The sequence below is a fragment of the Acinetobacter sp. UBA991 genome, assembly GCF_002292065.1.
In the GTDB taxonomy this organism is placed as follows: Bacteria; Pseudomonadota; Gammaproteobacteria; order Pseudomonadales; family Moraxellaceae; genus Acinetobacter; species Acinetobacter higginsii.
This window is the reverse complement of sequence record NZ_DBBF01000044.1, coordinates 30,764-57,701: the sequence shown is the minus strand read 5'-3', so window position 1 is coordinate 57,701 and position 26,938 is coordinate 30,764. Positions and strand designations below refer to the sequence as shown.

The 26,938-nt window shown below is 41.7% G+C and carries 24 protein-coding genes; 13 read left to right on the top strand and 11 right to left on the bottom strand.

The features are described 5' to 3' along the window. Positions 1 to 19 precede the first annotated feature (19 nt). Both B2727_RS19650 and B2727_RS19645 read right to left on the bottom strand, forming a co-directional pair. On the bottom strand, positions 20 to 1,837 hold the full coding sequence (locus B2727_RS19650) for an ABC transporter substrate-binding protein (protein WP_374755514.1): 1,818 nt from the start codon (positions 1,835 to 1,837) through the stop codon (positions 20 to 22). An 11-nt stretch (positions 1,838 to 1,848) separates the two neighbouring features. Further along, complete coding sequence (locus B2727_RS19645; protein ID WP_005312633.1) at positions 1,849 to 3,633, bottom strand: ABC transporter substrate-binding protein; 1,785 nt, start codon at positions 3,631 to 3,633, stop codon at positions 1,849 to 1,851. A 658-nt stretch (positions 3,634 to 4,291) separates the two neighbouring features. On the opposite strand from B2727_RS19645, the gene B2727_RS19640 reads away from it, so the two are divergent. The 5 genes from B2727_RS19640 to B2727_RS19620 all read left to right on the top strand — a co-directional run bounded on the left by B2727_RS19640 (position 4,292) and on the right by B2727_RS19620 (position 9,633). Beyond that, on the top strand, positions 4,292 to 6,976 hold the full coding sequence (locus tag B2727_RS19640) for a TonB-dependent receptor (protein ID WP_171248676.1): 2,685 nt from the start codon (positions 4,292 to 4,294) through the stop codon (positions 6,974 to 6,976). A 153-nt stretch (positions 6,977 to 7,129) separates the two neighbouring features. Further along, positions 7,130 to 7,843, top strand: coding sequence for a TonB family protein (locus B2727_RS19635; protein WP_004804915.1), 714 nt, complete (start codon positions 7,130 to 7,132; stop codon positions 7,841 to 7,843). Positions 7,844 to 7,883: 40 nt separating this feature from the next. Continuing rightward, positions 7,884 to 8,759 carry a MotA/TolQ/ExbB proton channel family protein gene (locus B2727_RS19630; RefSeq protein WP_004804913.1) on the top strand — a complete coding sequence of 292 codons (876 nt, stop codon included), beginning with the start codon at positions 7,884 to 7,886 and terminating at the stop codon, positions 8,757 to 8,759. An 11-nt stretch (positions 8,760 to 8,770) separates the two neighbouring features. Beyond that, positions 8,771 to 9,199 carry an ExbD/TolR family protein gene (locus tag B2727_RS19625; RefSeq protein ID WP_004804911.1) on the top strand — a complete coding sequence of 143 codons (429 nt, stop codon included), beginning with the start codon at positions 8,771 to 8,773 and terminating at the stop codon, positions 9,197 to 9,199. A gap of 14 nt (positions 9,200 to 9,213) precedes the next feature. Beyond that, a complete protein-coding gene (locus B2727_RS19620) occupies positions 9,214 to 9,633 on the top strand; it encodes an ExbD/TolR family protein (RefSeq protein ID WP_004655303.1) in 420 nt (139 codons plus the stop codon). Positions 9,634 to 9,707: 74 nt separating this feature from the next. On the opposite strand, the gene B2727_RS19615 is transcribed toward B2727_RS19620, so the two are convergent. The 7 genes from B2727_RS19615 to B2727_RS19585 all read right to left on the bottom strand — a co-directional run bounded on the left by B2727_RS19615 (position 9,708) and on the right by B2727_RS19585 (position 15,893). Further along, entirely contained in the window at positions 9,708 to 10,373 is a 666-nt protein-coding gene (locus B2727_RS19615) for a hypothetical protein (RefSeq protein WP_033134423.1), read from the bottom strand. Between the two features lie 235 nt (positions 10,374 to 10,608). Continuing rightward, complete coding sequence (gene bioD / locus B2727_RS19610; RefSeq protein ID WP_033134419.1) at positions 10,609 to 11,250, bottom strand: dethiobiotin synthase; 642 nt, start codon at positions 11,248 to 11,250, stop codon at positions 10,609 to 10,611. Beyond that, entirely contained in the window at positions 11,247 to 12,035 is a 789-nt protein-coding gene (gene bioC / locus B2727_RS19605) for a malonyl-ACP O-methyltransferase BioC (protein ID WP_033134422.1), read from the bottom strand. Before bioC ends, bioD begins: the two co-directional genes overlap by 4 nt. Further along, positions 12,032 to 13,186: an 8-amino-7-oxononanoate synthase gene (locus tag B2727_RS19600; RefSeq protein ID WP_033134418.1), complete on the bottom strand. Its 1,155-nt coding sequence runs from the start codon at positions 13,184 to 13,186 to the stop codon at positions 12,032 to 12,034. Before B2727_RS19600 ends, bioC begins: the two co-directional genes overlap by 4 nt. Beyond that, positions 13,173 to 14,468: an adenosylmethionine--8-amino-7-oxononanoate transaminase gene (gene bioA, locus B2727_RS19595; RefSeq protein ID WP_033134417.1), complete on the bottom strand. Its 1,296-nt coding sequence runs from the start codon at positions 14,466 to 14,468 to the stop codon at positions 13,173 to 13,175. The genes B2727_RS19600 and bioA overlap by 14 nt, the downstream gene beginning before the upstream one ends. Before the next feature lie 330 nt (positions 14,469 to 14,798). Beyond that, positions 14,799 to 15,521, bottom strand: coding sequence for a hydrolase (locus B2727_RS19590; RefSeq protein WP_033134421.1), 723 nt, complete (start codon positions 15,519 to 15,521; stop codon positions 14,799 to 14,801). A 42-nt stretch (positions 15,522 to 15,563) separates the two neighbouring features. Next, a complete protein-coding gene (locus tag B2727_RS19585) occupies positions 15,564 to 15,893 on the bottom strand; it encodes a DUF6176 family protein (protein ID WP_033134416.1) in 330 nt (109 codons plus the stop codon). A 134-nt stretch (positions 15,894 to 16,027) separates the two neighbouring features. Between B2727_RS19585 and B2727_RS19580 the strand changes: the two genes are divergently transcribed. Beyond that, positions 16,028 to 16,603, top strand: a complete 576-nt coding sequence (locus B2727_RS19580) for a peroxiredoxin (RefSeq protein WP_005312598.1) — start codon at positions 16,028 to 16,030, stop codon at positions 16,601 to 16,603. Positions 16,604 to 16,681: 78 nt separating this feature from the next. Here B2727_RS19580 and B2727_RS19575 read toward each other — a convergent pair whose 3' ends face one another. Continuing rightward, positions 16,682 to 17,641: a LysR family transcriptional regulator gene (locus tag B2727_RS19575; RefSeq protein WP_005205529.1), complete on the bottom strand. Its 960-nt coding sequence runs from the start codon at positions 17,639 to 17,641 to the stop codon at positions 16,682 to 16,684. Between the two features lie 249 nt (positions 17,642 to 17,890). Between B2727_RS19575 and benA the strand changes: the two genes are divergently transcribed. The 7 genes from benA to B2727_RS19540 all read left to right on the top strand — a co-directional run bounded on the left by benA (position 17,891) and on the right by B2727_RS19540 (position 26,070). After that, complete coding sequence (gene benA, locus B2727_RS19570) at positions 17,891 to 19,273, top strand: benzoate 1,2-dioxygenase large subunit (protein ID WP_005191113.1); 1,383 nt, start codon at positions 17,891 to 17,893, stop codon at positions 19,271 to 19,273. Further along, a complete protein-coding gene (gene benB / locus B2727_RS19565) occupies positions 19,270 to 19,770 on the top strand; it encodes a benzoate 1,2-dioxygenase small subunit (RefSeq protein ID WP_033134415.1) in 501 nt (166 codons plus the stop codon). The genes benA and benB overlap by 4 nt, the downstream gene beginning before the upstream one ends. Before the next feature lie 73 nt (positions 19,771 to 19,843). Then, positions 19,844 to 20,860, top strand: a complete 1,017-nt coding sequence (gene benC, locus B2727_RS19560; protein WP_033134414.1) for a benzoate 1,2-dioxygenase electron transfer component BenC — start codon at positions 19,844 to 19,846, stop codon at positions 20,858 to 20,860. Positions 20,861 to 20,881: 21 nt separating this feature from the next. Then, positions 20,882 to 21,667, top strand: coding sequence for a benzoate diol dehydrogenase BenD (gene benD / locus B2727_RS19555; RefSeq protein ID WP_033134413.1), 786 nt, complete (start codon positions 20,882 to 20,884; stop codon positions 21,665 to 21,667). A gap of 56 nt (positions 21,668 to 21,723) precedes the next feature. Then, a complete protein-coding gene (gene benE, locus B2727_RS19550; protein WP_033134412.1) occupies positions 21,724 to 22,917 on the top strand; it encodes a benzoate/H(+) symporter BenE in 1,194 nt (397 codons plus the stop codon). Between the two features lie 480 nt (positions 22,918 to 23,397). Further along, positions 23,398 to 24,756, top strand: coding sequence for an aromatic acid/H+ symport family MFS transporter (locus B2727_RS19545; RefSeq protein WP_033134411.1), 1,359 nt, complete (start codon positions 23,398 to 23,400; stop codon positions 24,754 to 24,756). A 45-nt stretch (positions 24,757 to 24,801) separates the two neighbouring features. After that, entirely contained in the window at positions 24,802 to 26,070 is a 1,269-nt protein-coding gene (locus B2727_RS19540; RefSeq protein WP_033134410.1) for an OprD family outer membrane porin, read from the top strand. 102 nt (positions 26,071 to 26,172) lie between these two features. Here the strand turns inward: B2727_RS19540 and ftn are convergent, their stop codons facing one another. Beyond that, positions 26,173 to 26,637 carry a heteropolymeric bacterioferritin subunit Ftn gene (gene ftn, locus B2727_RS19535; RefSeq protein WP_033134409.1) on the bottom strand — a complete coding sequence of 155 codons (465 nt, stop codon included), beginning with the start codon at positions 26,635 to 26,637 and terminating at the stop codon, positions 26,173 to 26,175. Positions 26,638 to 26,938 lie beyond the last annotated feature (301 nt).

The window sequence follows — 26,938 nt, the reverse complement described above, 5'->3', positions numbered from 1 at the left end:
CTCCAATTTAATCTGTTTGTTATTTCTTGTCTTGAATATCGATATACATCCACTCTGCTGGCAGAACAGGATGTTTTTTATAACCAATCACACGTGGTTGAGCGACCACGGTACGGTAACGCGTCGACATAAATTGTACGGGCGAATAAAACTCTAACAACCGTGACATTTTGCGGTACAGCATATCGCGCTCAGGGCCATCCTCAAGTCTCAATGATTGCTCATAGAGACGGTCATATTCGGGTAATTTGAAGCAGGTATGATTGGTTGCATGAATATTTTTGCCATAGAACAACTGCACAAAATTATCTGCGTCAGGATAATCTGCAATCCAAGCCGAAGCCTTAAACATGGTTTTACATTGTTTCTCCGCTTTTAAACCTTCTGCGAAAGGAACAGGCTTCGAGACCATATTAATTTTAATATTGGTTAAATCTTTCTTGAGTAACTCGGCCATTTGCATACTTCGTGCACTGCTGGTCGATGGCATAAATTCAATCACTAAAGGCTTTCCGTCAGGTAAAGTTCGCCAACCATCTTTACCTACTTTGTAGTTGTAGCGATCCAATAGCAAATTGGCTGCCTTTACAGAATAAGGAATACTGCTTTTATAATTTGGATCATGCCCTGCTACACCATATGGAATCGGTGATTCTAATTTTTGGGCATTGCCTTTGGCCAAGACCGCGATAAATTTTTCTTTAGAAACTGCCATGGACATCGCGCGGCGCAATGCAATCTTATCTTTACTAAAACCACCGACCACAGGGTTTTGGATATTCCAATACAAATAATCAATCGAAGGATCTGAAATACGAGACAGTTGGATGCCCTTCTGAGCAAGTTCAGGTTTTAATGAACCATCGGATTGCAAAGCCTGTGCAGGTAATTCACCATCAAGTGTAAATAAATCCAAACCATCTTTTTGGAATGACAGCCAACCCGATTGTGATTCTTCAATGACTTGAATATCGACCACACCGATTTGTGGCATTTTTTTGCCTTGCATCTGTTGTACGATTTTTTGATCTTCAGGAGTGCTGGCCTTAAAGTCCCATGTAAAACCACGATAATCTGGATTTGCCTTCAATATAATCCGTGAACCTGGTGTCCAATGTGACAGCATATAAGGACCTGTTCCCACAGGACGTCCCATCACATAGCCCGCCTTATCACGATATTTTTCAATCACTTCACGTGCCACTGCACCCGTGGGTTGATGCGCCAACAGCATCGGAAAATTATGATTCGGTTCTTTTAAACGAATCACCAAAGTATAACGATCAGGCGTTTGTAGTCCCGCGATCGGCTGATCATAATTAAACTTTCCTGTTTTACTGGCTTGTTGAATAAGTGGTTCAATGCCCACAATTTTATCTTCAAATAACCAGCTGTTAGGAGAATGCAGATTTGGATCAAGTAAGCGTTTAAATGAATACGCATAATCAGCAGTGGTGAGTTCACGTGACTTGCCTTTAAATGCAGGATCAGGTGTGAAATAAATCCCTTTCTGAATCCGAATGGTATAGGTCAACCCATCCGCACTCACTTCAGGTAATGCCACTGCCGTTTTTGGCACCAACTTGGCAGGCGAAGCTAAATAATCGTAGGTATAGAGCGTTTCAAAAATAGAATATAAGACATGAGCCGAATACAGGTCTTGTGTCGCTACGGGATCAAATCCCGTTTCTGCCACTGGAAAGGCATAACGTAAGACTTTTTTTGGATCGGCAGGGCTTTTCGCTTCTGTAATCGTTACCCCTAGACTTAATGTTGTCCCCAATAACAGCGCCAGACTAGTCCGTTGCATCGAAAGTTTAAAATTTTGCTTCATCATAAAAACATCACTTATTTTTGATTTGGTGAAACAATATCTAAGTATTGCCAGTTGGTATTCATAATTGGATGAGCTTTAAATCCCTGCACCTCAGGTTGAATCAACCAGTTCCGAATCCGTGTATCTTGTAAAATCCACGTTCCATCTGCTTCAATTTGACGACTCATTTTTTCATAGAATGGCATACGTTTTTCAGGGGCTTGCTGCATCGCCTGTTTATATAAATTGTCATAAGCAGCTGACTGATAACAGGATTGATTACCACGACCAACATTCGGACCATAAAGCAATTGCGTGAAATTTTCACCCTCTGGATAATCCGCATGCCATGCGCCACTCCACATCATGTATTGACACTGGGTTGCGGCTTTTAAGTTATCGGCAAAATTACTGACTTTAAAGTCTGCCCGAATCCCGATTGCATCTAGATTTTTCTTCCACAATTCAGAATACATCACGGAAGATGTCCCACTCTCGGTATTTATTTTTAAGGTTAAAGGCTTGCCATTGGGCAGATTACGATAGCCATCTGGGCCTTTTTTATAGCCGAAATGATCCAATAATTTATTGGCTAAAACAGGATTGTAACCAATGCTACTGCGATAATTCGGGTTATGACCATTAATGCCTGCAGGTACCAGCATTTCAGCCTTAACCGCCTGACCTTTTCTTAAGATGCGAATATATTCATTGACATTAAAAGACATCGCAATTGCACGTCTTAACGCAATTTTATCTAAGCTATTACCACCAACAACAGGATCACGCATATTCAACATTGAATAAGTGATCTCTGCCTCTTTATTGGCATACAGACGTATACCCTGCTTTTGCATTTCTGCTTTTAACTGATTATTTTGATCAAGCACTTTAGGAATTGCACTGGAAGTGACCTTATCAAAATCCAGTTGTTTGGACTGAAAAGCGAGCCAACGTGATTGTTCTTCTTCGATAATGCTAATATTGACTTTGCCAATTTGCGGCATTTGCTTGCCACTCATTTCTTTAACCAGCTGGTTATCCCATGCCGTGCCTGTCGATTTAAAATTCCAGACAAAACCGCGATAATCAGGATTTGCAACTAATTCGATCTTGCTGCGGGGTACATATTTGCTCAGCATATAAGGCCCTGTTCCCACAGGATGCATGGCTAATCGATCTTTATAGTATTCAACCACTTCCCGTGCAGTCGCACCAAAGGTGCTATAGGCCAAAATATAAGGGAAATTATAATCAGGTTGCGTCAGGGTAAATTGAATCGTATATTTATCCAGTGCTTTAACGCCGTCAATCTTGGCATCATAGTTAAATGTGCCCGTTTTTTTGGCTTGGTCCACCAGTGCATTTGCACCCACAATTTTATTATCAATAAAAGAAAATGCTGAGGCATGATTTTTAGGATCTAATATCCGCTTAATGGAATAGACATAATCCTCTGCAACCAGCTCTCTGCGTTTACCTTTAAATGCAGGATCATCGGTAAAATAAATCCCTGGCTTTATTTTAAATATATAAACCTGACCATTTTTTTCAATCACAGGTAGGCTTTCTGCTGTAGATGGAACCAATTTTACTGGGTTAGCGAGATAATCGTATTGAAGCAATCTTTCAAAAATTACATCGGCGACATTTCCGCTGTAAAAATTAAAAGTTTTAACCATATCAAAACCATCATCTGGGGCTTCAAAAGCAACACGGAGTACTTTATCTGCCTGAGCAGGTGTTTTTGCATACCCCATCGGCATAAATGCAATAACGGTTGATAATACAGTGACCGTAAAAAAAGTTGACTTCAAATCAGTGCTCACATCATCGTTTTTTAATAAATACTAGACTTTTGCATAGCATTCAACACTACAACCGTTTCCCTTTCAGCGTGTCTCATTCCAACTTTTTATTAAAAAATCATTTATTTAATGATGTTTTACCAGTTGGAAAAATTAAGTTAAAAGAAAAACCCCTTAAAGATTGAAAATTACCTTGCTAATTTCATGCCACTTTTCAAATAAAAAAATTATGTTTATTTTTTAATCAAAACGTATTCTTAGCAGATCTAGTTTTCACGCATCTTAAATAAAAGTAACTTTATGCCAAATCATATTTTTATATATTATTTTCCATTTCAATGAAATAAAAATAATAAACCATATGTTTTATAACAACAAAAGATGATTTGCACCACAAAAAAGCAAAAATAAAACTTTATGATTCATTTTAATGCATTACAAAAACATACCTTATTTGGAACTTTATGTTAACCAATCCACATTTAAAATTATTTCAATATTTTTAATATTTAGTAAAAATATGAAAAGCTTATATATAAAAACTAAAACACTTTTACACATTTTATTCTACATTAAGCGAAATCTAAAAATAGGGTTTGGCACAGCTCTTGCTAAAACGGATTTATTGAATTTTTAGAGTGGCAATCCATTAGGGGTTAAATAATCAATGAAAAAAGCCAACTTCGCTCAACCAAGTGCTCTGCCAAAAGCGGGCAAAACCATACTCAAACTCAGTACGCTTAGTTTAAGTATGTTGTGTTTAACCATGGCTCACGCTGCAGAGGCAGAATCACCATCCGAGGAAAAAGCAGCCAAAGTCGTAAAAGTTGCGGTTACAGGTTCATCCATCAAAGGCGTTGCAGCACAGAGTGCTTCACCGATTACCATTGTCAAAGTGGATGAAATTCTAAAACAAGGGGTCACAACAACCGAAGAAGCACTCTCAAAAATTACAGCCAATCAATCAAATTTTGTCACGGCTTCAAATGTAGGAACCAGTAAAACACAGGGATCTGCTGCAAATTTAAGGGGAATTGGTGCCAACAAGACCTTGGTTTTGCTCAATGGTCGTCGTTTGGCAGCCAATGCCTATGACAGCGGTGTGACCAATTTAAATATCATTCCACTGGCGATGCTTGATCGTATTGAAGTGCTGAAAGATGGTGCATCAGCGATCTATGGTACCGATGCGATTGGCGGTGTAGTCAACTTTATTACTAAAAAACAATTTAGCGGTTTAAATTTCAGTGCCGACTATCAAAAACCAGAACAAACAGGTGGCGAGCAACAAAACTATTCCATTTTTGGTGGTTATGGTGATTTAGAAGAAAATGGATTCAATGTTTTCGGGGTTGTTGATTATCGACATGGTGATGAAGTCATGGCAAAAGACCGTAAGGTCAGCCGTCGTGGGGGTGTATTACCCGAATTAGGTGTCAATCGAACCAGTAGTGGTTCTTTCCCGGCAAATTTATACGATACAGAGACAGGTACATTCGGCAGTCCTTATGCCAAAACAGGATGTGGCGATAATCCGCTATTCTTCAGTAATGATGGAGTGACCTGCCGTTATAACAGTCAAGCTGTGATTGGCATTATTCCTAAAACAGAGGACGTTTCTGTCATGGGTCGTGTAACCGCAAAAATTAATGATCATTTCAATGCGATTGGTGAGTACGTTTACGCACGTAGTGAAGTGACTACATCCGTTGCACCTGACGTATTTTTTGACTTACCGATGAACCCATCAAGCAAATATTATCCTGGGAATGGTATTACACCTGCCATGGATAATGTCAGTGGCCCACTAGAATTATATTTACGTTCACAAGCAGGTAATCGTATCAGCAATAGCGTAAATGATTCACACCGGATTTTTGCTGGTCTTGAAGGTGATGCGTATGGTTGGGATATTAATACTGGCGTAACCTATGCCCGTAGTAATGCTGCCGATAACGTTCTAAATGGTTATCTTAATTACAATAAAACCGCTGCAGCATTATTAGATGGCACTCTCAATCCCTTTGGTGCACAAAGCTCAGCCGATGGTGATGTATGGAATGGCTTAAGCGTTAAAGGTAAATATCTAGATGCTAAATTAGACTCAACCACAGTCGATTTCACTGCAAGCCGCCCGATCTATACTTTACCTGCTGGTGATGTCGGTTTTGCTGTTGGTGCAAGTTATCGCCGTGATGATTGGCAATCAAAAACACTGGCTGAAATTGCAAGTGTTGCACCAAGTACTGGGGTAGATCCGAATGAGCCAGTAAATGAAGGCTCGCGCAATATCAAAGCTGTCTTCACAGAACTACATATCCCTTTGCATAAGACTTTAGAAGCTCAACTTGCAGCTCGATACGATGATTACAGTGATTTTGGAGATACATTTAATCCAAAAGTGTCGCTTCGTTGGGAACCAATTAAACAGGTCATGTTTAGAACCAGCTATACCAAAGGTTTTAGAGCACCGACATTACAAGAAATGCATTCACCTAAATCCGTCACCAATACAGCTGCAACGTATAATGATCCGCTACTTTGCCCTGGTGGTGTTCCAGCAGCGGGTGCATTACCTGCACGTGACTGTGGTATGCAATTTGATCGACAAAATGGTGGTAACCAAAACCTAGAGCCTGAAAAATCAGATTCATTTACCGCTGGCATGGTATTTGAGCCCATCAAAAACTTGGTCTTCACGCTCGATTATTTCGATATCAAAGTCAAAAATCAGATTACCACCATTTCAGAGACTGCCATTTTTGCTGACCCAGTGAAATATGCAGATAAATTCATCCGTAATGCAGATGGATCGCTGAACTATATCAATACAACCAATCAAAATTTAGGTGGTATCAAAACCTCAGGATTTGATGTCGGTGCAGCTTGGCGCTCTCCAATGACCAGCACAGGCCAATTTGGTCTCAGTATTGATGGTACTTATGTAACAGATTACCAATACCAAGAAAACAAAGGCATGCCATGGATTGGTGTTGCTGGAAGCTATGCAGGCTTGGATTATCAGGCAATCGTTTTACGCTGGAAACATACAGCTAATTTAGATTGGCGCTATGAGAACTGGGCACTCAACTTACAGCAAAACTTCTCTAAAGGTTATAAAGACCAAAACTCTAATGGGCAAGACCATTCCGTAGGCGACTATACCACTTATAACCTTTCAGGCACTTATAAAGGTTTCAAGAACCTAGAACTCACACTTGGTCTTAAAAATATATTTGATGCTGAACCACCGGCTTCAAATGTCGTCGATAACTTCCAAATGGGTTATGACCCGCGTTATGCAGATGCTGTTGGTCGTAGCTATTTCGTTCGCGGTACCTATAAATTTTAATGCGTTTCATCACTACGGCATGAATATTGTTCTGTCGTAGTGATTCACCGTAATCCTCTGTTTCATCACATTCCAAGCGGTTGTTGTCAGTCTAAATCGATATAAGCCGCCCCTAATGGATATGAATTACTGATTACAATTTCAGGAGTATTTATGGGCATCCCCTTTTCTGAGAGTGAAAATCAACCAGCCAAACGCCTTGTCGGTATTGGTCTGGTGTTATTTCTACATCTCATTATCGCCTATATTCTGATGACAAGTTTAGCGACCGACTTTAGCAAGCCTGTCGATAAGCCTGTAGAACTACAGATTATTCAGGACATCAAACCACCACCGCCTCCAAAACCAGAGGAACCAAAACCTAAAGAAAAGCCACCCGAGCCACCGAAAATGGTCGAAAAAGTGGCCAAGATGCCTGACCCACCTAAACAGGTGGAGAAAGTCACACCTGTGCAAAAACCAGCACCTGCTCAACCGACCAAAACGGCTGTTGCGACACCAACACCTACGCCTGCTGCAGCAAGTCCGAGCCCTGTTGCTGCTCCAACAGCGCCAGCCGCACCTGCGACTCCAGCAAAACCCGCAGGAATTTCACGCGGTGTTTCTGAAGGAGAAGCGGGCTGCCAAAAACCTGAATACCCTCGTGAAGCCTTGATGAATGAAGAAGAAGGTACAGTGCGTATTCGTGTGCTGGTTGATGGTTCAGGCAAAGTGATCGACTCAAAAGTTAAAAAATCGAGTGGTAGTAAAAGCCTAGATAAAGCAGCTGTCAAAGCCTATAGCCTGTGCACATTTAAACCTGCAATGAAAGACGGTGTACCACAACAAGAATGGTACGAAATCGAATATCCATTCACGATTTCCTAATTAAATACATTGAACAAACAAGTTTTTGGAGAATTTAAAGATGACAAACACAGCAAAACGTATTTCTCGAATCGCAGCAATTGGCCTCATCGCAGGAACGACCTTACTTCCAGTTGCAACCGTGTGGGCGGATGAAACCACGCAAACCACAGCCGTAACGACGGTAGCGACTGATGCCGCAGCACAAGCAGCACCAACCCCGCCTCCATTACCTGCAACTGTTGAAAAAGTACATAACCCTTATGGTTTAGAAGCCCTATGGCGCGAAGGTGACTTGGTCGCAAAATCAACATTATTTATCTTGGTACTAATGTCGATTGGAACGTGGTACATCATTCTGTCGAAAGTGTTCCAACAAAGTAAGATCAAACGCCATGGCACAGAAGCTGAACGCCATTTTTGGGAAGCGGAGTCTTTAAATAGCGCTGCAGAAAGTTTAAATAGCAATAGTAGCTACCGTTATATTGCTGAAAAAGGCATTCGCTCAACCAAACATCACGATGGCACCTTATTAGAACGTATTGATTTCAACACATGGGTGACGATCTCAATCCAACGTGCAATCGAAAAAGTGCAAAGTCACTTAAGCAATGGTTTAGCCTTCCTTGCTACTGTGGGTTCAACCGCGCCATTTGTCGGCTTATTTGGAACAGTTTGGGGGATTTATCACGCGCTTACTGCGATCGGTATTTCAGGCCAAGCATCAATTGATAAAGTTGCTGGACCTGTGGGTGAAGCACTGATTATGACCGCAATTGGCCTTGCAGTCGCGGTTCCTGCTGTACTTGGTTATAACTGGTTAACCCGTCGCAATAAAGCGGTGATGGACAATGTCCGTTCATTTGGTTCAGACCTACATGCCGTACTCCTCAGCGGTGACCTAAACAGTAATCACCCAAACCGTGATTCTAAATAAGGAACACCATTATGGGCATGATGATTAATTCAGATCAAAGTGACGATGATGTCATCGGGACGATTAACACGACTCCGCTGGTCGACATCATGCTGGTGCTGCTGATTATCTTTTTAATCACAGTTCCAGTGGTCACACACACTGTTCCGGTAAAACTACCTGAAGAAAAAAATACACCTTATGCCACCACACCACAAAATATCCAGCTTTCCGTCAATAAAACGGGGGATATTTTTTGGAATGAACAACACGTTGCAAATAAAGAAACGTTACTTGCCCGTTTACAAGCTGAAGCGCAAAAACGTCCACAGCCTGAGGTTCATATTCGTGGCGATCAACAGACACATTATGAAGCGATAGATCAGGTGATCAGCACAACACAGCAAGCAGGGATTGGCAAAATCGCTTTTGTTACGACTCCCCCTGCTTCTACACCATAATAGGAGAATCACACATGGGTATGAATGTGGGTTCAAAAAATGATGAAGAAGATGTGATGCTTGACGTCAACATGACACCGCTGATTGATGTCATGTTGGTGCTGCTGATTATGTTCATTATCACCATCCCGATTCCAAACAATGCCATTAACATTAATTTGCCAAATGGCACACCACCACCGCCAACAGATCAGAAGCCCCCCGAAACTATTAATTTACGGGTTGATGCGCAAGGGCATATTTTTTGGAATGATCAAGCGGTTGCTGATCGTTCAGCCTTAAAAGCCTTGTTTGATTCGGTTGCTCAAAAAGCTGATCAGGATCAGATTAAGTTTAAGCCTGATGCACAGGCTGAATATAAGAATATCGCGATGGTGATGGCACTCGCTCAACAGAGCAATATCACCAAAATCGGTATCGTCAGTAATAACTAAATAATAAAAACAAAAAATTAATCAGATAACTACAATTTTACTCCTGAGCTAACAAGTTCGCTTGTTAGCTTTTTTTATTTTATTTCATTGATGACAACAGGAATAAGCTTACTGCTCACCTTATAACCTTGTGGTTTGTTATTACAGGCATCCCCTGTCACGGTGGTTCGAATGACATAAGGAGAATAAGGCATCACATTTAAATAGCCCGAATTATCTCGGCCAGTACGACAGTCTTCTGCCCCCATTTTTTCATCATAGCGACCGTCATAAGAAGATTCCTCTACTTCTGCAATCAGTTTGCTGGTCCACTGAGTGAAATAAACCAAACTTTTACTCGACTCGACCGTCCCCTGTCCTGAACCTGCACTTTCAATTTCGATCAGTTGAATCGGTTTACCTTTATAAACGGTTGAATGCACTTTAAAGCTATTCGATTGACCACCAAACTCTTTTAGGATTCGCGCCTGCTTTAATTTTGGACGGGTTAACACATAGCCAGCCCAAAAATTACGTCCTGCATTTTCAAAACTCACACCCGATAAATAGGCTTCTTCTCCTGAGATCAGTTTTACTGCTTCGGTAGAATCGATCTGAATGGCTTGGGGTGGATTGGCATTTGAATCTTGTAAGTTAGTGATCCAACTGATAATGGTTTTATCTGGAGGTACAGCAGCATGAGTAGTCGAGATTAGACCTGACAGGCAGAGGGTTATAAAAATAAAATTCTTTTTATTCATTGTTAGTCACCTTAAATTTATTAATTAAATGGCTTCCAAAATCTATTAGCTATCGTGACGGCGGCATGGATGCCGCCCGTAGGGCTGCGGTATAAGGATATACCGTCAGCCCTACAAAGGATTTTTGTTACTTTTCATCCCTGAAAAGTAAGATAATGTGGTATTCATTTGAGAAAACTCGGGAAGACGCTGTGGTTCACCCTATTGAATAAGATTCTAAATTTAATGAATTAAATTAGAATTTTTCCAACTCAACCCATTCTGCTTCTGGAAAATGCTTTGCCAAATAAGCTTTTAAATAATCTGCGGTATCTTTCGAAATAAGTGGATCTTTCGACTCATCCCTTAAGTTATACACCAAAGCATGCAAACTCAAACCACGCTGCTTTAAAGCCTCTAAACTCAACAAAGTATGATTAATACTTCCTAAACGCCCAGAAGTCACTAAAATCACAGGAAATTGATGCTGAACGATATAATCAATCGTCAACAACTCTGTAGTTAAAGGCACCATCAAACCACCAGCACCTTCTAACAACACCACCTCAAACCGCTGAGCCAACTCTTTGGTTGCAGCTTCGATCTTGGCAAAATTCAGATCACGTCCATCCAAACGTGTAGCTAAATGCGGCGAGGCCGGATAAGTAAAAATTTCAGGCATAGTCAGCTTTTCATGATCTTCCTGAAACCAACCACTGCCCATAATTTCACGATGTTTTTCGATATCTTCGGAGATATCTACATTCCCCGTTTGTACTAATTTTTGGGTAATGACACGCTGTCCCTGTTCGGTCCAAAGTTTGGCGAGATAACCAGTGGCATAAGTTTTACCAATTTCAGTATCGATACCACTGACAAAATAAATTGCTGCACTCATGCTGTTCTCCGTGCAATCACATAAATCGGATGATAAGTCAGACGAAACCCCTGCTCATCATAAAACTGTTGATAATCTAAATAAAACTGCTGCAAGGATTGCTTGGTCCAACGATGTGATTGAGCTGTTGCGGTCACGCCTGTGGCTTTTAAATGCTGCAATACAGATTTTGGATGATCAAAATAAACCTGCTTATGATCTTGATGTATCAATAGAATTTCAAAGCCTTGCTGTTCAAGCTGTCGCTTTAAAGATTCTAAGTCAACATAAGTTAAACCTTGTCCTGTTAACTGCTTAATTTCAGTCAAATTGTCAGGCCCAAAAGTAGAAAAACCGAAAAATGCATTGGGTTTTAATGCCGCATAAATTCGCTGCAATAAAGCAGGTAGGTCAATCATCCACTGTAATGCTGAACTGGAAATCACTGCATCCAAACATTGCGGTAACATCAGTTGCTCAATATCACCGATCAACCAATCAACCTTAGGTCTCCCCTTAACAAAGGGGAGATTTAGAGGGGATTTAAAATTTGAAAAATGCTGATCGACATCTGCATATAAATCATTTAAGAACAGTTGCTCAACCTGAAAATAAGACTCACATAAATAGGTGAGATTGCCTGAACCACAGCCAATCTCTAGGACTGAATCCAAGTTTTGCGGACAATACTCTTTAAGGTATTCAAATAACTGCGCACTAATCTGTTTCTGTACCACAGCATGCTCGACATAGCTTTGCCCTGCTTTGGCAAAACGTTGGGCCACCAGTGCTTTATTGATGCTCACAAACACTCCACCAATTGTTCCAATTCATTTTTTTGCACCAAAGAAGTTAATGAAATACGCAGGCGTGAACTATTCTGTGGCACTGTTGGTGGGCGTACTGGCATGGCATAAAAACCTTGTTGTTGTACATAGCGTGCTTTTTCAATCGCAGCTTGGCTTTCACCCAAGATAATCGGAATGATATGACTGCTAGATGGGCTCGAGAAACCTTTTGCAATCACAGCCTGTTGTAAATATTGACTGATCTTAGCCAGATGCTGACGCTGTTGCTGCATGCTCAGCACTTTATTAAAAATAAAATCTGACCATGCTATCGAAATCGGTGGTAAAGCGGTACTAAAAATCAATGGGCGCATTTTATTGATCAGATAATCACGAATGATTGAATCACAAATGATATAGCCGCCTACCGAGGCAATTGCTTTACCAAAGGTACCCACCAAGAAATCAATCTGATCCAACACCCCATATTGTTCAGCACAACCCAGACCTTGCTCACCCCTGACGCCGATCGCATGGGCTTCATCGACATACAACATGGTTTTGGCAAAGCGTTGCTTTAACTGCGCCAATGCAGCTAAATCCGTCTCGTCCCCATCCATACTAAAAATACTTTCGGTCACCACAAGAATGCGTTCAACTTGCTCATCTTGATGATACTTTTGCAATAACTGTTCCAGATGCTGCAAATCATTATGGCGATAACGTACATATTGAGCAGTCGAAAGTCGAATGCCATCAATCATACTGGCATGTACCAGTTTATCGGCCAGAATCACGGTTTTGCTATCACATAAAGCAGGCAAAATACCGATATTCATGTGGTAGCCACTATTAAAGAGTAAGGCAGCACGACCAAAGGCTTTGCTTAGGCTATTTTCAAATTGTTCATATTCTGCAAAATTACCCGTCAGCAAGCGTGAAGAAGATGAACTAAAGAGCGCTCGTTCGATTTTCAACGTATCAAGAAATTCTTCTCTTAAAGTTAAATCAGCGGCCAAACCTAAATAATCATTGGATGCGAGATTCAACATGGCTCGATCTTGAATCGTGATCCATCGTCCAGATTGCTCATTTGCAGTGAATTTACGGAAATTACCCTGTTGCTTAAGTAAGTCAAGCTGCTCGGCATAATGATCAAGCAAGGACATTGGCATTTACTCCTTGCATATTTTTTACCACTTCACTCATCTGTGCTAATAAATAATGGAGTTCATCATCGCTAATCACATACGGCGGCATCACGTAGACCAATTTTCCAAATGGTCGTACCCAAATCCCCCGTTCAACAAACTGTTGCTGTAAGGTTTTCATGTCGACATTGGTGGTTAACTCAACCACGCCAATCGCCCCTAAAACCCGTACATCAGCAACATGATCGAGCTGTGCTAAATCCGTTAACTGTTCAGCCAGAATCTGTTCAATTCGTTGAATATTGGCTTGCCAATCCTGTTCCACCAGCAGTTGTGTACTTCTTAATGCAACCGCACAGGCCAGTGGATTCGCCATAAAGGTTGGGCCATGCATAAACACGCCTGCTTCACCACGACTAATGCTTTCAGCCACTTGCTTGGTGGTTAAGGTCGCAGACAATGTCATATAACCACCTGTTAAGCCCTTACCAATACACATGATATCGGGTTCGACCTGCGCGTGTTCCCATGCAAACATTTTGCCTGTACGTCCAAAACCCGTGGCAATCTCATCAAAGATCAGCAATAAATTGTATTCCTCACACAATGCTTTGGCTTGACGTAAATATTCAGGATGATAAAAACGCATCCCACCTGCACCCTGAACAATTGGCTCGATAATCAATGCAGCAATACTGTGATGATGCTGTTCAATCTGCTGTTTGAGTTGCTGAATATCTTGCGGATTCCATTCGCCATCAAAACGGCTTTGTGGCGCGGGTACAAAAATTCGATTCGGTAAACTTGTACCAAAAATTTGATGCATCCCCGTGACTGGGTCACAGACAGACATCGCATTCCAGGTATCGCCATGATAGCCAGAACGGGTGGTAATAAAATTGGTTTTTTCTGGTTTGTTTAATGCAGCCCAATATTGAACTGCCATTTTTAACGCTACTTCTACGGCAACCGAACCTGAGTCTGCGTAGAAAATCTTATCTAAATTCGGCGGCGTGATTTTTAATAATAATTTGCCTAATTCAATTGCAGGTTCATGGGTCAGACCGCCAAACATGATATGCGCCATGTTCTGCAATTGATCTGTAACCGCTTGGTTGAGTTCAGGATGGTTATAGCCATGAATCGCACACCACCATGACGACATGCCATCAACCAAAGCTCGACCATCTTCCAGTTCGATGGTTGCGCCATAAGCACGTTTGACTTTAAAGGTTGGCAGTGGATTTAACATCGAAGTATAGGGATGCCATATATGTTCTAAATCAAATGGGTCTGTCATCCTTTACCTCTGTAAATTCAATATTTAATGATGTGCTGTACAGTGTCATTCCGAGTACTCATCCAATTTCAGGATAAGCCTTCAGCTGGACCTACTTTTCTTTCGGGAAAAGTAGGCAAAACCATTCGTCATCCACAAAACCTGTTCACTTCTTGATCCCATCCAAGTATATCTACTCATCCATATTCATCACTTTTACGATAACCACGCAGGTTGTGGATGACCTTACCGAGTATCAATTTTTTGGAAAATTCATACAGAAGAACTTGTGAACATCTTAAACGTGTCAAAATCTAAAATATATTGCGAGAACTTTCAATTCAAGCAAGATTAAACCGTCTGTTGAATAAAATCTTCAATTATTTGCACAGTCTGCTCAACCATAAAACATGGAAAACCATGTGAAGCTCCATCGATCGAAACAACAGATAGATTCTTTGCAGCTAAATCTTCAGTTTTTTGCACAATTTGGTAAGGAACTAAAGCATCATACTCAGCAAAGACATGCAACTGCCTACCCTGATAATTTTTATACAACTCAACCAAGTTTAATTGCTCCAGCAACTGTAACCCATCTCTAAGCAATGCAATCGGTTGTGGACGAATCAATTTCTGCATAGCTACGAAATCTTTCTTTGCCGAACTTGCACCCTGACACACCAATAAACCAAACCGTTTTAGCGTGGTAATTGCATCCTGTTCAAATGATTGTTTAAACTGGATAAAGGTTTCAACAGGCATCGCAGTTGTCCAATCTGCTTTAACCACAAAACATGGATTCGACGCTAAAGTGATTAAAACTTTCGGTTCAGCATATTGTTGTTGAATTTGATCGACCAGTAAGGTTGCCAGTTGTCCACCAAGCGACCATCCAATAATCACATCAAACTTCACTGCAAGTTCGACATGCTGTTGCAATATCTCATCATCCAGCGCATTAAAGATATTAAGCCGCTCAACGCTATGTCCCTTTTGTTCTAAAGCCTCATGTAAAGGTTTTAATAATTCGGCACCACCGCCCCATCCTGTGATAAGTAGAATCTTATAGGTCACGTGCTTGCTCATTTCCAAAAACATCAACGCAGTATACCCTGATTAACACTCCTCATTATTTTCCAAATCTACCAAAAGATGCGCTGGAATCACTTGCTCCCAATGTTGCTTGAACTGTCGATGAACTTGATCAATATCCAAGCAACTATTTCTCGCCACCTGCTGAGCATGAGCAATATCTTTGGCACGCATATAGGCGAGCAAATAATGATCGCCATTCAATTCAAGTTGAAACCAAGATTCAACGGTTACCCCTTCTGCTTGAAGTGTTTGAATGGCTTCTACTTTGCGTTGTTGAATTTCTCGCTGCCAAGCCTCGACCTCAGCCTGCCTATTTGCTTTTAATTTAATCAGAACTGCACCAACATCCATTGATTTTCCTTTTCTTTTTCTAAATCGCTATTCAATTGAAATATATAAAGCAGAGCAAAACCCTGTAAAGAATTTTCTACCCCATCCAATCTCTAAATTTGCTAAAGTAGCTGCTATTACACTTTGAGATCAACATGATGAATACGATAAAGTCCAAAGTTCTCGTTTTATGTAGTTCACTTTTTTTACTCAGCTCACCAACACTTAGTAGCGCACAAAGTACCTTATTTTCAAAGCAAGATACCGCTCAAAAAGAATGGGTTGGGCAATCTGCACCAGACTTTAAACTGCAAGATCAAACTGGCAAATGGCATACCTTAAATCAATATAAAGGCAAATGGGTGGTACTTTATTTCTATCCTAAAGACAACACTGCAGGCTGTACCCAAGAAGCTAATCAATTTAAATCACTGTATCCACAATTTACCAAATCAAATGCTGTGGTACTGGGTGTCAGTCTGGATGATGTTGCATCACATCAAAAATTCTCAGAAAAACTTGGCCTACCGTTCCCAATTCTTGCAGATGATCAGGGTGAACTAGCCACTAAATTTGGCATCGTACGAAACTTGGGTATTACTAAAATTGCCAAACGTGAGAGTTTTTTGATTAATCCTCAAGGCGCGGTGATGTATCACTACACCAGCGTGAATACTCAAACTCATGCCGATCAAGTGTTGAAAGATTTAAAAACCTTACAAAGCAAATAATCGCTTTGAAGATTCTGAGTCAAGTTATCGAGTGATCATCTGCCTAGCTGTTTGAAGTCTAGGCATTTTTATACATGTTTAATAATCAATGCCATTGGAATCATCAATCGGGTTCTGATCCAGTGTAAACACGGTACGTTGATACGGAATACCTTCCAGATCATAGACCTGATAAACACAATCAAATAACAGCTGTAGGTCTTCACTGCGATCCATTGCCCGTGCAGTCAGAAAAATTGGGCTGACGGCGCCATTGTCTAAAATCGGAATATAGTTCAAATGAGGAAAGCGAATGGTATCGGCACTGGCAGGAATCACACACAAGCCTTCACCTGCGGCTACCAACCCTAAGGCCAGTTGAATTTCCCGTACTTCATGCATATTTTTTGGCACGAGGCTATGCTCGGCAAAGATATTCAAAAGCTGCGTCGAAAAATTAGGCTTCGGCGAAGTGGGATACATAAACATCTTTTCATCAATTAGATCTGCCAGATAAACCCCTTCCGTCCGCTGTGCAATGGGATGACTGGTATGCGCCGCCACAACCAATCGCTCCTTCCGCAATAAAATCCGTCTGACCGCAGGATCACTAATCCTCAAGCGTCCAAAGCCCACATCAATGCGTCCTTCCTTTAAAGCTTGCAGTTGTTCTGTGGTGCTCATTTCAACCAGTTGAATATTGAGATGTGGCTGCTGTTGTCTGAATAAATAGATGATCCGTGGCAAAAGACCATAAAGCAGCGACCCGACAAAACCGATGGTGACACTGCGTTCAATCAGCCCAATCCGTTTTGCCATACTTTTAATTTCTTCAGCATTAGACAAAAGTTTAATCGCGTGCTGATAAAAGAAATGTCCCGCAGGTGTGGTTTGTAGAGGTCGACTACCCCGCTCAAACAGTTGAATACCCAACTCACTTTCCAAGTTTTGAATCTGTCGACTCAAAGGGGGTTGAGCAATAAATAGTTTTTCTGCGGCCTTGGTGAAGCTCTGTTCTTCAACAACTGCAACAAAATACCGTAAATGACGTAATTCCATGAGGTTTCCATACCTTTAAGATATATAAAAATATAAATTCGGTCTTAGACAGAGTTTACTCATTCTTTTAAGGTATAGACAAGAGATAAACCGATGAAGTTATGAATCGCTTCCGCTAGATTCCAGCTGCCCACATTCATCCTTATCGGTTCAAGCCACAACACTCGCCACATTCAACTTATTAGGATATCGAGACGCTTTTAGCGCAACTCGATGACTTCCACAGTTTTGGAAAGTCGGAGAACGGACATGCCACGTATTCCTGTAATCAATACCAGCCATCTTGACCGCATTGATGAATTACTGGTCGATAATATCGACACGGGTGAATTTAAACTGCATCGCTCAGTATTTACCGATCAAGCCCTATTTGATCTCGAAATGAAATACATTTTCGAAGGCAATTGGGTGTATCTTGCGCACGAAAGCCAAATCCCCAATAACAACGATTTCTACACCACACATATTGGTCGTCAACCAGTCATCATCGCGCGCAACCGTAACGGCGAGCTGAATGCCATGATCAATGCTTGTTCACATCGTGGTGCCCAACTTTGTCGTCATAAACGCGGTAACAAAGCCACTTACACTTGCCCTTTCCATGGTTGGACCTTTAACAACTCAGGCAAACTCCTCAAAGTTAAAGACCCAAGTGAAGCAGGTTATTCAGATTGCTTTAACCAAGACGGTTCGCATGATCTGAAAAAAGTCGCACGGTTTGAGAACTACAAAGGTTTCTTGTTTGGCAGCCTCAATCCAGATGTACCGTCGCTTGAAGAATTTTTGGGTGAAACCAGCAAAATTATCGACATGATTGTTGATCAATCCGAGCATGGTTTAGAAGTTCTGCGCGGCACCTCCTCTTATACCTATGAAGGGAACTGGAAACTCACGGCTGAAAATGGGGCTGATGGTTATCACGTTTCAGCGGTGCACTGGAACTATGCCGCAACCACACAACATCGCAAAGAAACACAAGCTGCCGATAATATTCGTGCCATGAGCGCTGGGTCTTGGGGCAAGCAAGGTGGTGGTTCTTATGGTTTTGAAAATGGTCATATGTTGCTATGGACACAATGGGCCAATCCAGAAGATCGTCCAAACTTCCCGAAAGCAGATGAATATACCGAGAAATATGGTGCAGCCATGTCGAAATGGATGATCGAACGTTCGCGCAATCTCTGTCTCTATCCAAACGTCTATTTAATGGATCAGTTCGGTTCACAAATTCGGGTGTTACGTCCTATCTCAGTCGATCGCACTGAAGTCACGATTTACTGTATTGCACCGAAAGGGGAAGCCCCAGAGGCACGTGCGCGTCGTATTCGTCAATACGAAGACTTCTTCAATGCCTCTGGTATGGCGACACCCGATGACCTAGAAGAATTCCGTGCTTGTCAGGCTGGTTATGCAGGTATCGCGCTGGAATGGAATGACATGTGCCGTGGTTCAAAACACTGGATTTATGGCCCTGATGATGCAGCCAATGAAATTGGGCTTAAACCGATGTTAAGCGGAATTAAAACCGAAGATGAAGGCCTCTATCTGGCACAACATCAGTACTGGTTGCATACCATGAAACACGCCATTGTCGCTGAGAAGCAAATTGCTGCTCAAGGAGAAAACGCATGAGTATTCAAGATAAAAGCAGCTTGGAAAATATTGCCCAATTCCTCTATCGCGAAGCACGCTTTTTAGATGATGAACAATGGGATGATTGGCTGAGTTGCTATGCGCCTGAAGCCAGTTTTTGGATGCCAGCGTGGGATGACAATGATCAGCTCACCGAAGATCCACAGTCTGAAATTTCCCTGATTTATTATCCAGATCGCCAAGGTTTAGAAGATCGTGTGTTCCGAATCAAAACCGAACGCTCTTCTGCCACCATGCCTGATACCCGTACTTGCCACAATATTGCCAATATTGAAGTGATTGAACGCGACGGCGATAAACTCACGGTTCGCTTCAACTGGAATACCTTGAGCTTCCGCTACAAAACCACCTATAGCTACTTTGGCATGTCACGTTATGTGATTGATTGTTCGGGTGATGAACCGAAAATCCTGAGCAAATATGTGGTGCTTAAAAATGACTATATTAATCAAGTGATTGATATCTACCACCTGTAAAAAATAGGTCACCTCAGCCAAATGGACTGTTGGTTGGGGCCCCAAATTTAAATTATTTTGTAGGATACGTCTCATGTCAAACCACAATGTAGCACTTCAATTTGAAGATGGTGTGACACGTTTTATCAGTGTTACTCAAGGCGAAACCCTGTCTGATGCAGCTTATCGTCAAAAAATTAATATCCCGTTGGACTGTCGTGATGGTGCCTGTGGTACTTGCCGTGCATTCTGCGAATCTGGCAGTTATGACATGCCAGAAGAAAGCTATATCGAAGATGCCCTTACCCCAGAAGAAGCAGAGCAAGGTTATATTTTGGCGTGCCAATGTCGTCCAAGCTCAGATGCTGTATTCCAAATTCAGGCGTCATCAGATGTCTGTAAAACCGAAATTCATTCTTTCCAAGGCACATTGGCTCGGGTCGAAAATCTTTCTGACTCAACCATCACTTTTGATATTCAACTGGATGAAGGTCAACCCGATATTCATTTCCTTGCAGGGCAGTATGTCAATGTCGCTATTCCTGAAACAGGCGAAACCCGTTCATATTCATTTAGCTCAAAGCCGGGCAACCGCCTCACTGGCTTTGTTGTGCGTAATGTTCCAAATGGCAAAATGAGCGATTTCTTAAGCAAGGCTGCGCAGGCAGGCGACAAGATGAGCTTTACCGGACCATTCGGCAGTTTCTATCTGCGTAATGTCACTCGTCCTGTGCTGATGCTGGCAGGTGGAACAGGCATTGCTCCTTTTATGTCCATGCTGCAGGTACTGGAAGAAAAAGGTTCAACCCAACCTGTACGTTTAGTGTTTGGCGTGACCAACGATTTTGATCTGGTGGCTTTGGAAAAATTAGCCGAATTACAGGCGAAATTCCCTTGGTTTGAATATCGAACAGTCGTTGCACATCCTGACAGTCAGCATGCACGTAAAGGCTATGTCACAGGACATATCGAATCTGAATGGCTAAACAGTGGCGATGTTGATGTTTATCTGTGTGGCCCCGTACCGATGGTCGAAGCCGTTCGTGGCTGGTTAGATGCTGAACAGATCAAACCAGCCAATTTCCTGTTCGAAAAGTTCTCTGCGAATTAATAGCTACAGGAAAACCAAGCCATGTCTCAAACTCAAAGATTTAAGCATAAAGTGGTAATTGTCACAGGCAGTGCTCAGGGCATTGGTCGTGGTGTTGCACTACGACTGGCGGCAGAAGGTGCGCAACTGGTTCTGGCTGATCTTTCCGATTATGTGCAAGAGGTACTAGCCGAAGTCAAAGCCTTAGGGGCTGATGCCATGACCATTCAAGCCGATCTGGAAAGCTTTGCAGGTGCGCAAAGTATGGTTGCCAAAACCATTGAACAGTTTGGCCGAGTTGATGTGCTGATCAACAATGTCGGTGGTGCAATCTGGATGAAACCTTTTCAGGAATTTTCTGAACAGGAAATTATCAAGGAAGTGAATCGCTCTTTGTTTCCAACTTTATGGTGCTGTCGAGCCGTCTTGCCTGCAATGATTCAACAACAGGCAGGCGTGATCGTCAATGTTTCATCGATTGCGACTCGCGGAATTAACCGTATTCCCTACTCTGCAGCCAAAGGTGGCGTTAATGCACTGACGGCATCGCTGGCCTTTGAACATGCCAAAGATGGAATTCGCGTCAATGCCATTGCCACAGGCGGAACCGAAGCCCCACCACGTAAAGTGCCGCGTAATAGCAACCCACTCAGTCAAAATGAAAAAGACTGGATGCAACAAGTGGTGGATCAAACCATAGATCGCACCTTCATGGGACGTTATGGCAGTATTGAGGAACAGGTCAAAGCGATTGTCTTTATTGCATCCGATGATGCCTCCTATATCACAGGCAGCGTCATCCCAGTTGGAGGTGGAGATCAGGGTTAGCCCTGATCTTTTGCATTTCAGATAAAGTACAGGATGTGCATGGAGGCCATCACCCAATGACAACTTTATTCAAAACATTAAAACAAGATTGGTCAATTTCGGCCACGATTGCGGGTTTTCTTGCGGTGCTGATTTCCTATTCAGGGCCACTGATTATTTTCTTTCAGGCGGCACAACGTGCCCATGTCTCAACAGAGATGATGGTGTCATGGATTTGGGGCATTTCAATAGGTGCGGCAGTTGCAGGGATTTATCTCTCCATTAAATATAAAACCCCCGTCATTACCGCGTGGTCTGCCCCAGGAACGGCGTTATTGGTCACGCTATTTCCTGATATTTCGCTAAATGAAGCAGTCGCCGCTTATATCACTTCTGCGATTGTGATTTTTCTGATCGGGATTACAGGCTGTTTTGACAAACTACTGAAATGGATTCCTCAAGATGTTGCCGCAGGTATGATGGCAGGCATCTTGTTCCAATTTGGCATTAATCTGTTTACAGCCACAGATAGCATGCCACTGATTGTGTTTAGCATGTTGATTGTGTTTCTGATCGCTAAACGGCTGATGCCTCGCTACACCATGATTTGGGTATTGGCTGCTGGAATTTTTTTGAGCTTGGTTCTGGGTAAAATGAATCCTGTTGAAATCAGTTTTAACCTTGCCATTCCACAATGGATCAGCCCTGAATGGACATGGGGTTCGACCTTGAATCTGGCACTGCCCTTGATTTTGGTGAGTCTAACAGGTCAATTTTTACCGGGTATGGCGATTATGAAACTGAGTGGCTATGACACGCCTGCCAAACCAATTATTGCTGCAACCAGTATTGCCTCTTTAGCCGTGGCTTGTGTTGGCGGTATTACCATTGTACTCGCTTCCATTACAGCAGCATTATGTATGGGTAAAGATGCGCATGAACTGAAAGAAAAACGCTATATCGCAGGGATTGCCAATGGAATTTTCTATATTCTCGGTGGGCTGTTTGCGGGCAGTATTGTGATGCTGTTTAGCTTACTGCCGAAAGAATTGGTTGCTGCGTTAGCAGGCTTGGCTTTGTTGGGTGCAATTTCCACCAATATTGCCGTTGCTATGAAAAATGACCAACAGCGCGATGCCGCACTGATTACCTTTCTTGCCACAGCTTCAGGGATGCATTTTTTAGGATTAAGCTCAGTGTTTTGGGGCATTTGTATTGGGGTGATTGCTCATTTCATTCTCACCCAGCGTAAGCCAACACAATCTGCATAAGAAAAAAGAGAACAACTCCCTCGACTCTCCGCCTTACTCTCGAATAACAGACTGCTTTGCCCACTAAAGCTAAGCAATCAAAATTCAGTAAGGCAATTTTAAAAATCTCACTTTAAAGTCTCCCCCTCATTCAACTTAATTAAATGCTCATCATTATTTTTATTATTTTAACCAATAGGTAAAATAAAATAATCTGACTTATTTTAATCACGCTATAAGTTTATTTAGTGATTTTTCAATTGCAAAAATGAGATTTAAACATCATAAAATAGTTAAAATTCTCACCATTTAATATTTCACCCATATTTAAAAATAAATTAAAACAAAAACAATAAATTCATAAATTTCAATATATTAATCAAATAAAGTCACAATACCTTAAAGACATAAAGATATATCAATTAGGTTTTTGACTCTCACCCAATAACAAAATAGCTTAATAAAAAATAACTCGGTACTTCACAAATTGGAGGTGAAGCAATGGATACACATAAGGTCAATATTAATGACATTATTGATAAAGCCCGTTTTACGGCATTCCACTGGAAAGTATTAATCTGGTGTCTCATCATTATTATTTTTGACGGTTATGATCTGGTGATTTACGGGGTAGCTCTACCCTTGTTGATGCAGCAATGGTCACTGACTGCAGTGCAAGCGGGATTGCTTGCCAGCGCAGCTTTGTTCGGGATGATGTTTGGTGCCATGATTTTTGGCACGCTTTCAGACAAACTGGGGCGTAAAAAAACCATTATGATCTGTGTCACTTTATTTAGTGGCTTTACCTTCTTGGGTGCTTTTGCGAAAAGCCCCACTGAATTTGCCATTTTACGATTTATCGCAGGGCTTGGCATTGGTGGTGTAATGCCGAATGTCGTGGCTCTGATGACTGAATATGCGCCGAAAAAAATCCGCAGTACCTTAGTCGCACTGATGTTTAGTGGCTATGCCATAGGCGGGATGAGTTCTGCCTTACTGGGTGCATGGTTAGTCAAAGATATGGGTTGGCAGATCATGTTTTTAATTGCGGGCATTCCGCTGTTACTGTTGCCTGTGATCTGGAAATTTCTGCCTGAATCACTGGCTTTCTTAGTGAAATCGAATCATCACGATCAAGCCAAAATGATTGTCAGTAAAATCGCACCCGAAACTGAATTAAGCAATCATTCTGAACTGGTTCTAAATGAAACTACCACGACTGATGCGCCCGTTCGCGCCCTATTCCAACAAGGTCGTAGTTTCAGCACCTTTATGTTTTGGGTAGCCTTCTTTATGTGTCTGTTGATGGTCTATGCATTAGGTAGTTGGTTACCAAAACTGATGTTACAGGCGGGTTATTCTTTAGGTGCCAGTATGCTGTTCCTGTTTGCACTGAATATTGGAGGTATGGTTGGCGCGATTGGCGGTGGTGCATTAGCGGATAAATTCCACTTAAAACCCGTGATTACCAGCATGTTTGTGATCGGCGCGGCTGCCCTGATCTTACTTGGTTTTAATAGCCCACAATTTATTTTATACAGCCTGATTGCAATCGCAGGCGCAGCTACGATTGGCTCACAGATTCTGCTCTATACCTTTGTGGCGCAATTCTACCCAACCGCAGTACGTTCAACTGGGATGGGATGGGCTTCGGGTATTGGCCGAATCGGTGCCATCATCGGCCCTGTCCTAACTGGTGCTCTGCTGACCTTTGAATTGCCTCATCAAATGAATTTTCTCGCCATCGCGATTCCCGGCATTATTGCGGCTCTCGCCATCTTCTTGGTGAATTTAAAAGTCTCGGTAGCGGCTCAACCTGCGACGAGCTTTAACCCACAATCTTCACTGACTCAGCAATAAAACCATGTGCGCCGAGGACTGGCGCACTGACTTCGGATATGGACTATGAAATTATTACAGCGCTTTTCCCCTACGCGTTTAACGGTTGCAACCCTATTGGCAATGGGTAGCTGGTCTAGCTCGGTTGCTTTGGCTGCGGAGACAGCTCAGCCAACTCAAGATCAATGGAAATTCACACTTAAAAATGCCTATATTAATCGTGACTATGACAATCCAAGCCTGAAAGATACCGGTAGCTGGTCACAGGCAGCGTCTTTATTCTACAAATCAAATATGCAGGATACTCCCCTACAAATCGCAGACAAAGCAATCACCATCGGGGCGGATGCTTCGGTGCAATATGCAGTACGTTTAAGCAAAGACAAGCATGTGGCGGATACGGTGTTGCCCTTTGATCCCCAAACCCAATCACAAGCATCTGACTATTTAAAATATGGCGCGACCCTCAAACTGGGTTACGACAAAACACTGCTCAGTGTCGGTGAACTCTGGCTGGATCTTCCTGTGACGGCGGTGGATGCCAGTCGCCAGTTGTTGGCATCATATTGGGGGACTAATTTAAAGTCACAGCTTTCTGATCAGCTCTATGCCGAAATAGGCCGAGTGACCAAAGTGTCACCGCGTAATGAAGAAGATTTTAAGAAATTTTCTTTTACTGCCAATGGCAAAACTGAATATTCTGATGGTTTGAATTATCTGGATCTGCGTTATCAACTCACGCCATCGCTGAAGGCCGAATACTACTTTGGTAATTTAGAAGACCTCTACAATAAACACTACCTTGGGCTAGACCATACATGGAAACAAGCCAACTTCACGCTGAATTCTAAGTTTAAATATTTCAATGCCAAAAATGACGGTAGCAACTTTGATATTGATGCGCAAAATATTGGAATCTTGGAAATGCTGAAAGTGAATAATCAGTCTTTTGGTTTGGGCTATCAACAGATTATCGGAGAGTCTGCCTATCCGTTACCTGATGGTTTCCTGCCTGAAACCTATTTTATCAACTGGAATGCCACAGGCTTCTTCAAAAAAAATGAAAAGTCTTATCACCTGATCTATGGCTATGATTTTAAGGACTATGTGCCTGGGCTAAATGCGATGGTGAAATATGTCTATGGTCATGATTTTAAGGCAGCCAATGGTGACAAAAATCATGAAACCGAGTCCAATATTATTGTGAACTATACTTTTCAGCAGCCTTATCTCAAAGGTTTTGCACTACAGTACATTCGCATTGACTATGATGTGAAACATGGCAATGACTTTGGCGAAGATCGTTTATTCGTGAACTATAGTAAAAAATTCTAAGTCTTAGTCTGACAGTAGAGTAAACAATTTATCCCCCCTAAAATAAAAAGAGAACTCCATTTGAAGTTCTCTTTTTATGCATCACAATTTCAATCTAATCGATTAAATTTGTGATTGAATATAGTTCTGCAAACCAATCAATTCAATTAAACGTAATTGCTTTTCTAACCAATAGGTATGATCTTCTTCTGTGTCAGAAAGTTGCTGACGCAACATATCACGGCTGATAAAGTCGCCTTTTTCTTCACACAGTTTGATACCTGTCGCAAGTTTTTCACGTACATGATATTCAAGTGCCAAATCCGCTTTTAAGCAACTAACAACATCGTTGCCGACATTAATATCTTCACGATTCATGTTCGGTTGAGCACCTAAGAACAACACACGACGAATGATTGAATCCGCATGAGATGCTTCTTCTTGCATTTCATGGTCAATACGCTCGTAGATTTTGCTCAGGCCCCAATCTTCGTACATTCTTGAATGAATTAAATATTGATCACGAGCAGCCAATTCACCGCCAATGAGCATATTTAAATAGTCGATGACTTCGGGATTGCCACGCATAATACTTACTCCTATCGAATGACAATATTATGGCCAAGTTACAATAGAATTGCAAAAATAAAAGTGTGTAAGTTTATGATTTTTATAAAATTAAAATGAGAAACATACGCATTTACAGTTCTAATTAGCCCAATTTATCTAAATAAAATAAGCCCTTGCATATCATTTATCACTTTAAAAAGAGATAATTCCATTGAAAATCATTTGTTTGATTTTTTGTAACGATTAGCAATGCTTCTTATTTCGCCGATGTTTTGATCAAAAAAGCATAAAAAATGACTGCTCAGCTGTTGTTTGTTTA

Excerpts from the sequence above, each read along its gene's own strand:
- B2727_RS19640 (WP_171248676.1), top strand. The coding sequence starts at position 4,292 with ATGAAAAAAGCCAACTTCGCTCAACCAAGTGCTCTGCCAAAAGCGGGC.
- benC (WP_033134414.1), top strand. The coding sequence starts at position 19,844 with ATGTCAAACCACAATGTAGCACTTCAATTTGAAGATGGTGTGACACGT.
- B2727_RS19625 (WP_004804911.1), top strand. The coding sequence starts at position 8,771 with ATGGGCATGATGATTAATTCAGATCAAAGTGACGATGATGTCATCGGG.
- B2727_RS19615 (WP_033134423.1), bottom strand. The coding sequence starts at position 10,373 with ATGAATAAAAAGAATTTTATTTTTATAACCCTCTGCCTGTCAGGTCTA.
- B2727_RS19650 (WP_374755514.1), bottom strand. The coding sequence starts at position 1,837 with ATGATGAAGCAAAATTTTAAACTTTCGATGCAACGGACTAGTCTGGCG.
- benD (WP_033134413.1), top strand. The coding sequence starts at position 20,882 with ATGTCTCAAACTCAAAGATTTAAGCATAAAGTGGTAATTGTCACAGGC.
- B2727_RS19540 (WP_033134410.1), top strand. The coding sequence starts at position 24,802 with ATGAAATTATTACAGCGCTTTTCCCCTACGCGTTTAACGGTTGCAACC.
- benB (WP_033134415.1), top strand. The coding sequence starts at position 19,270 with ATGAGTATTCAAGATAAAAGCAGCTTGGAAAATATTGCCCAATTCCTC.
- benE (WP_033134412.1), top strand. The coding sequence starts at position 21,724 with ATGACAACTTTATTCAAAACATTAAAACAAGATTGGTCAATTTCGGCC.
- bioD (WP_033134419.1), bottom strand. The coding sequence starts at position 11,250 with ATGAGTGCAGCAATTTATTTTGTCAGTGGTATCGATACTGAAATTGGT.
- benA (WP_005191113.1), top strand. The coding sequence starts at position 17,891 with ATGCCACGTATTCCTGTAATCAATACCAGCCATCTTGACCGCATTGAT.
- B2727_RS19635 (WP_004804915.1), top strand. The coding sequence starts at position 7,130 with ATGGGCATCCCCTTTTCTGAGAGTGAAAATCAACCAGCCAAACGCCTT.
- B2727_RS19545 (WP_033134411.1), top strand. The coding sequence starts at position 23,398 with ATGGATACACATAAGGTCAATATTAATGACATTATTGATAAAGCCCGT.
- B2727_RS19620 (WP_004655303.1), top strand. The coding sequence starts at position 9,214 with ATGGGTATGAATGTGGGTTCAAAAAATGATGAAGAAGATGTGATGCTT.
- ftn (WP_033134409.1), bottom strand. The coding sequence starts at position 26,637 with ATGCGTGGCAATCCCGAAGTCATCGACTATTTAAATATGCTCATTGGC.
- B2727_RS19585 (WP_033134416.1), bottom strand. The coding sequence starts at position 15,893 with ATGGATGTTGGTGCAGTTCTGATTAAATTAAAAGCAAATAGGCAGGCT.
- B2727_RS19630 (WP_004804913.1), top strand. The coding sequence starts at position 7,884 with ATGACAAACACAGCAAAACGTATTTCTCGAATCGCAGCAATTGGCCTC.
- B2727_RS19575 (WP_005205529.1), bottom strand. The coding sequence starts at position 17,641 with ATGGAATTACGTCATTTACGGTATTTTGTTGCAGTTGTTGAAGAACAG.
- B2727_RS19580 (WP_005312598.1), top strand. The coding sequence starts at position 16,028 with ATGATGAATACGATAAAGTCCAAAGTTCTCGTTTTATGTAGTTCACTT.
- B2727_RS19600 (WP_033134418.1), bottom strand. The coding sequence starts at position 13,186 with ATGTCCTTGCTTGATCATTATGCCGAGCAGCTTGACTTACTTAAGCAA.
- bioA (WP_033134417.1), bottom strand. The coding sequence starts at position 14,468 with ATGACAGACCCATTTGATTTAGAACATATATGGCATCCCTATACTTCG.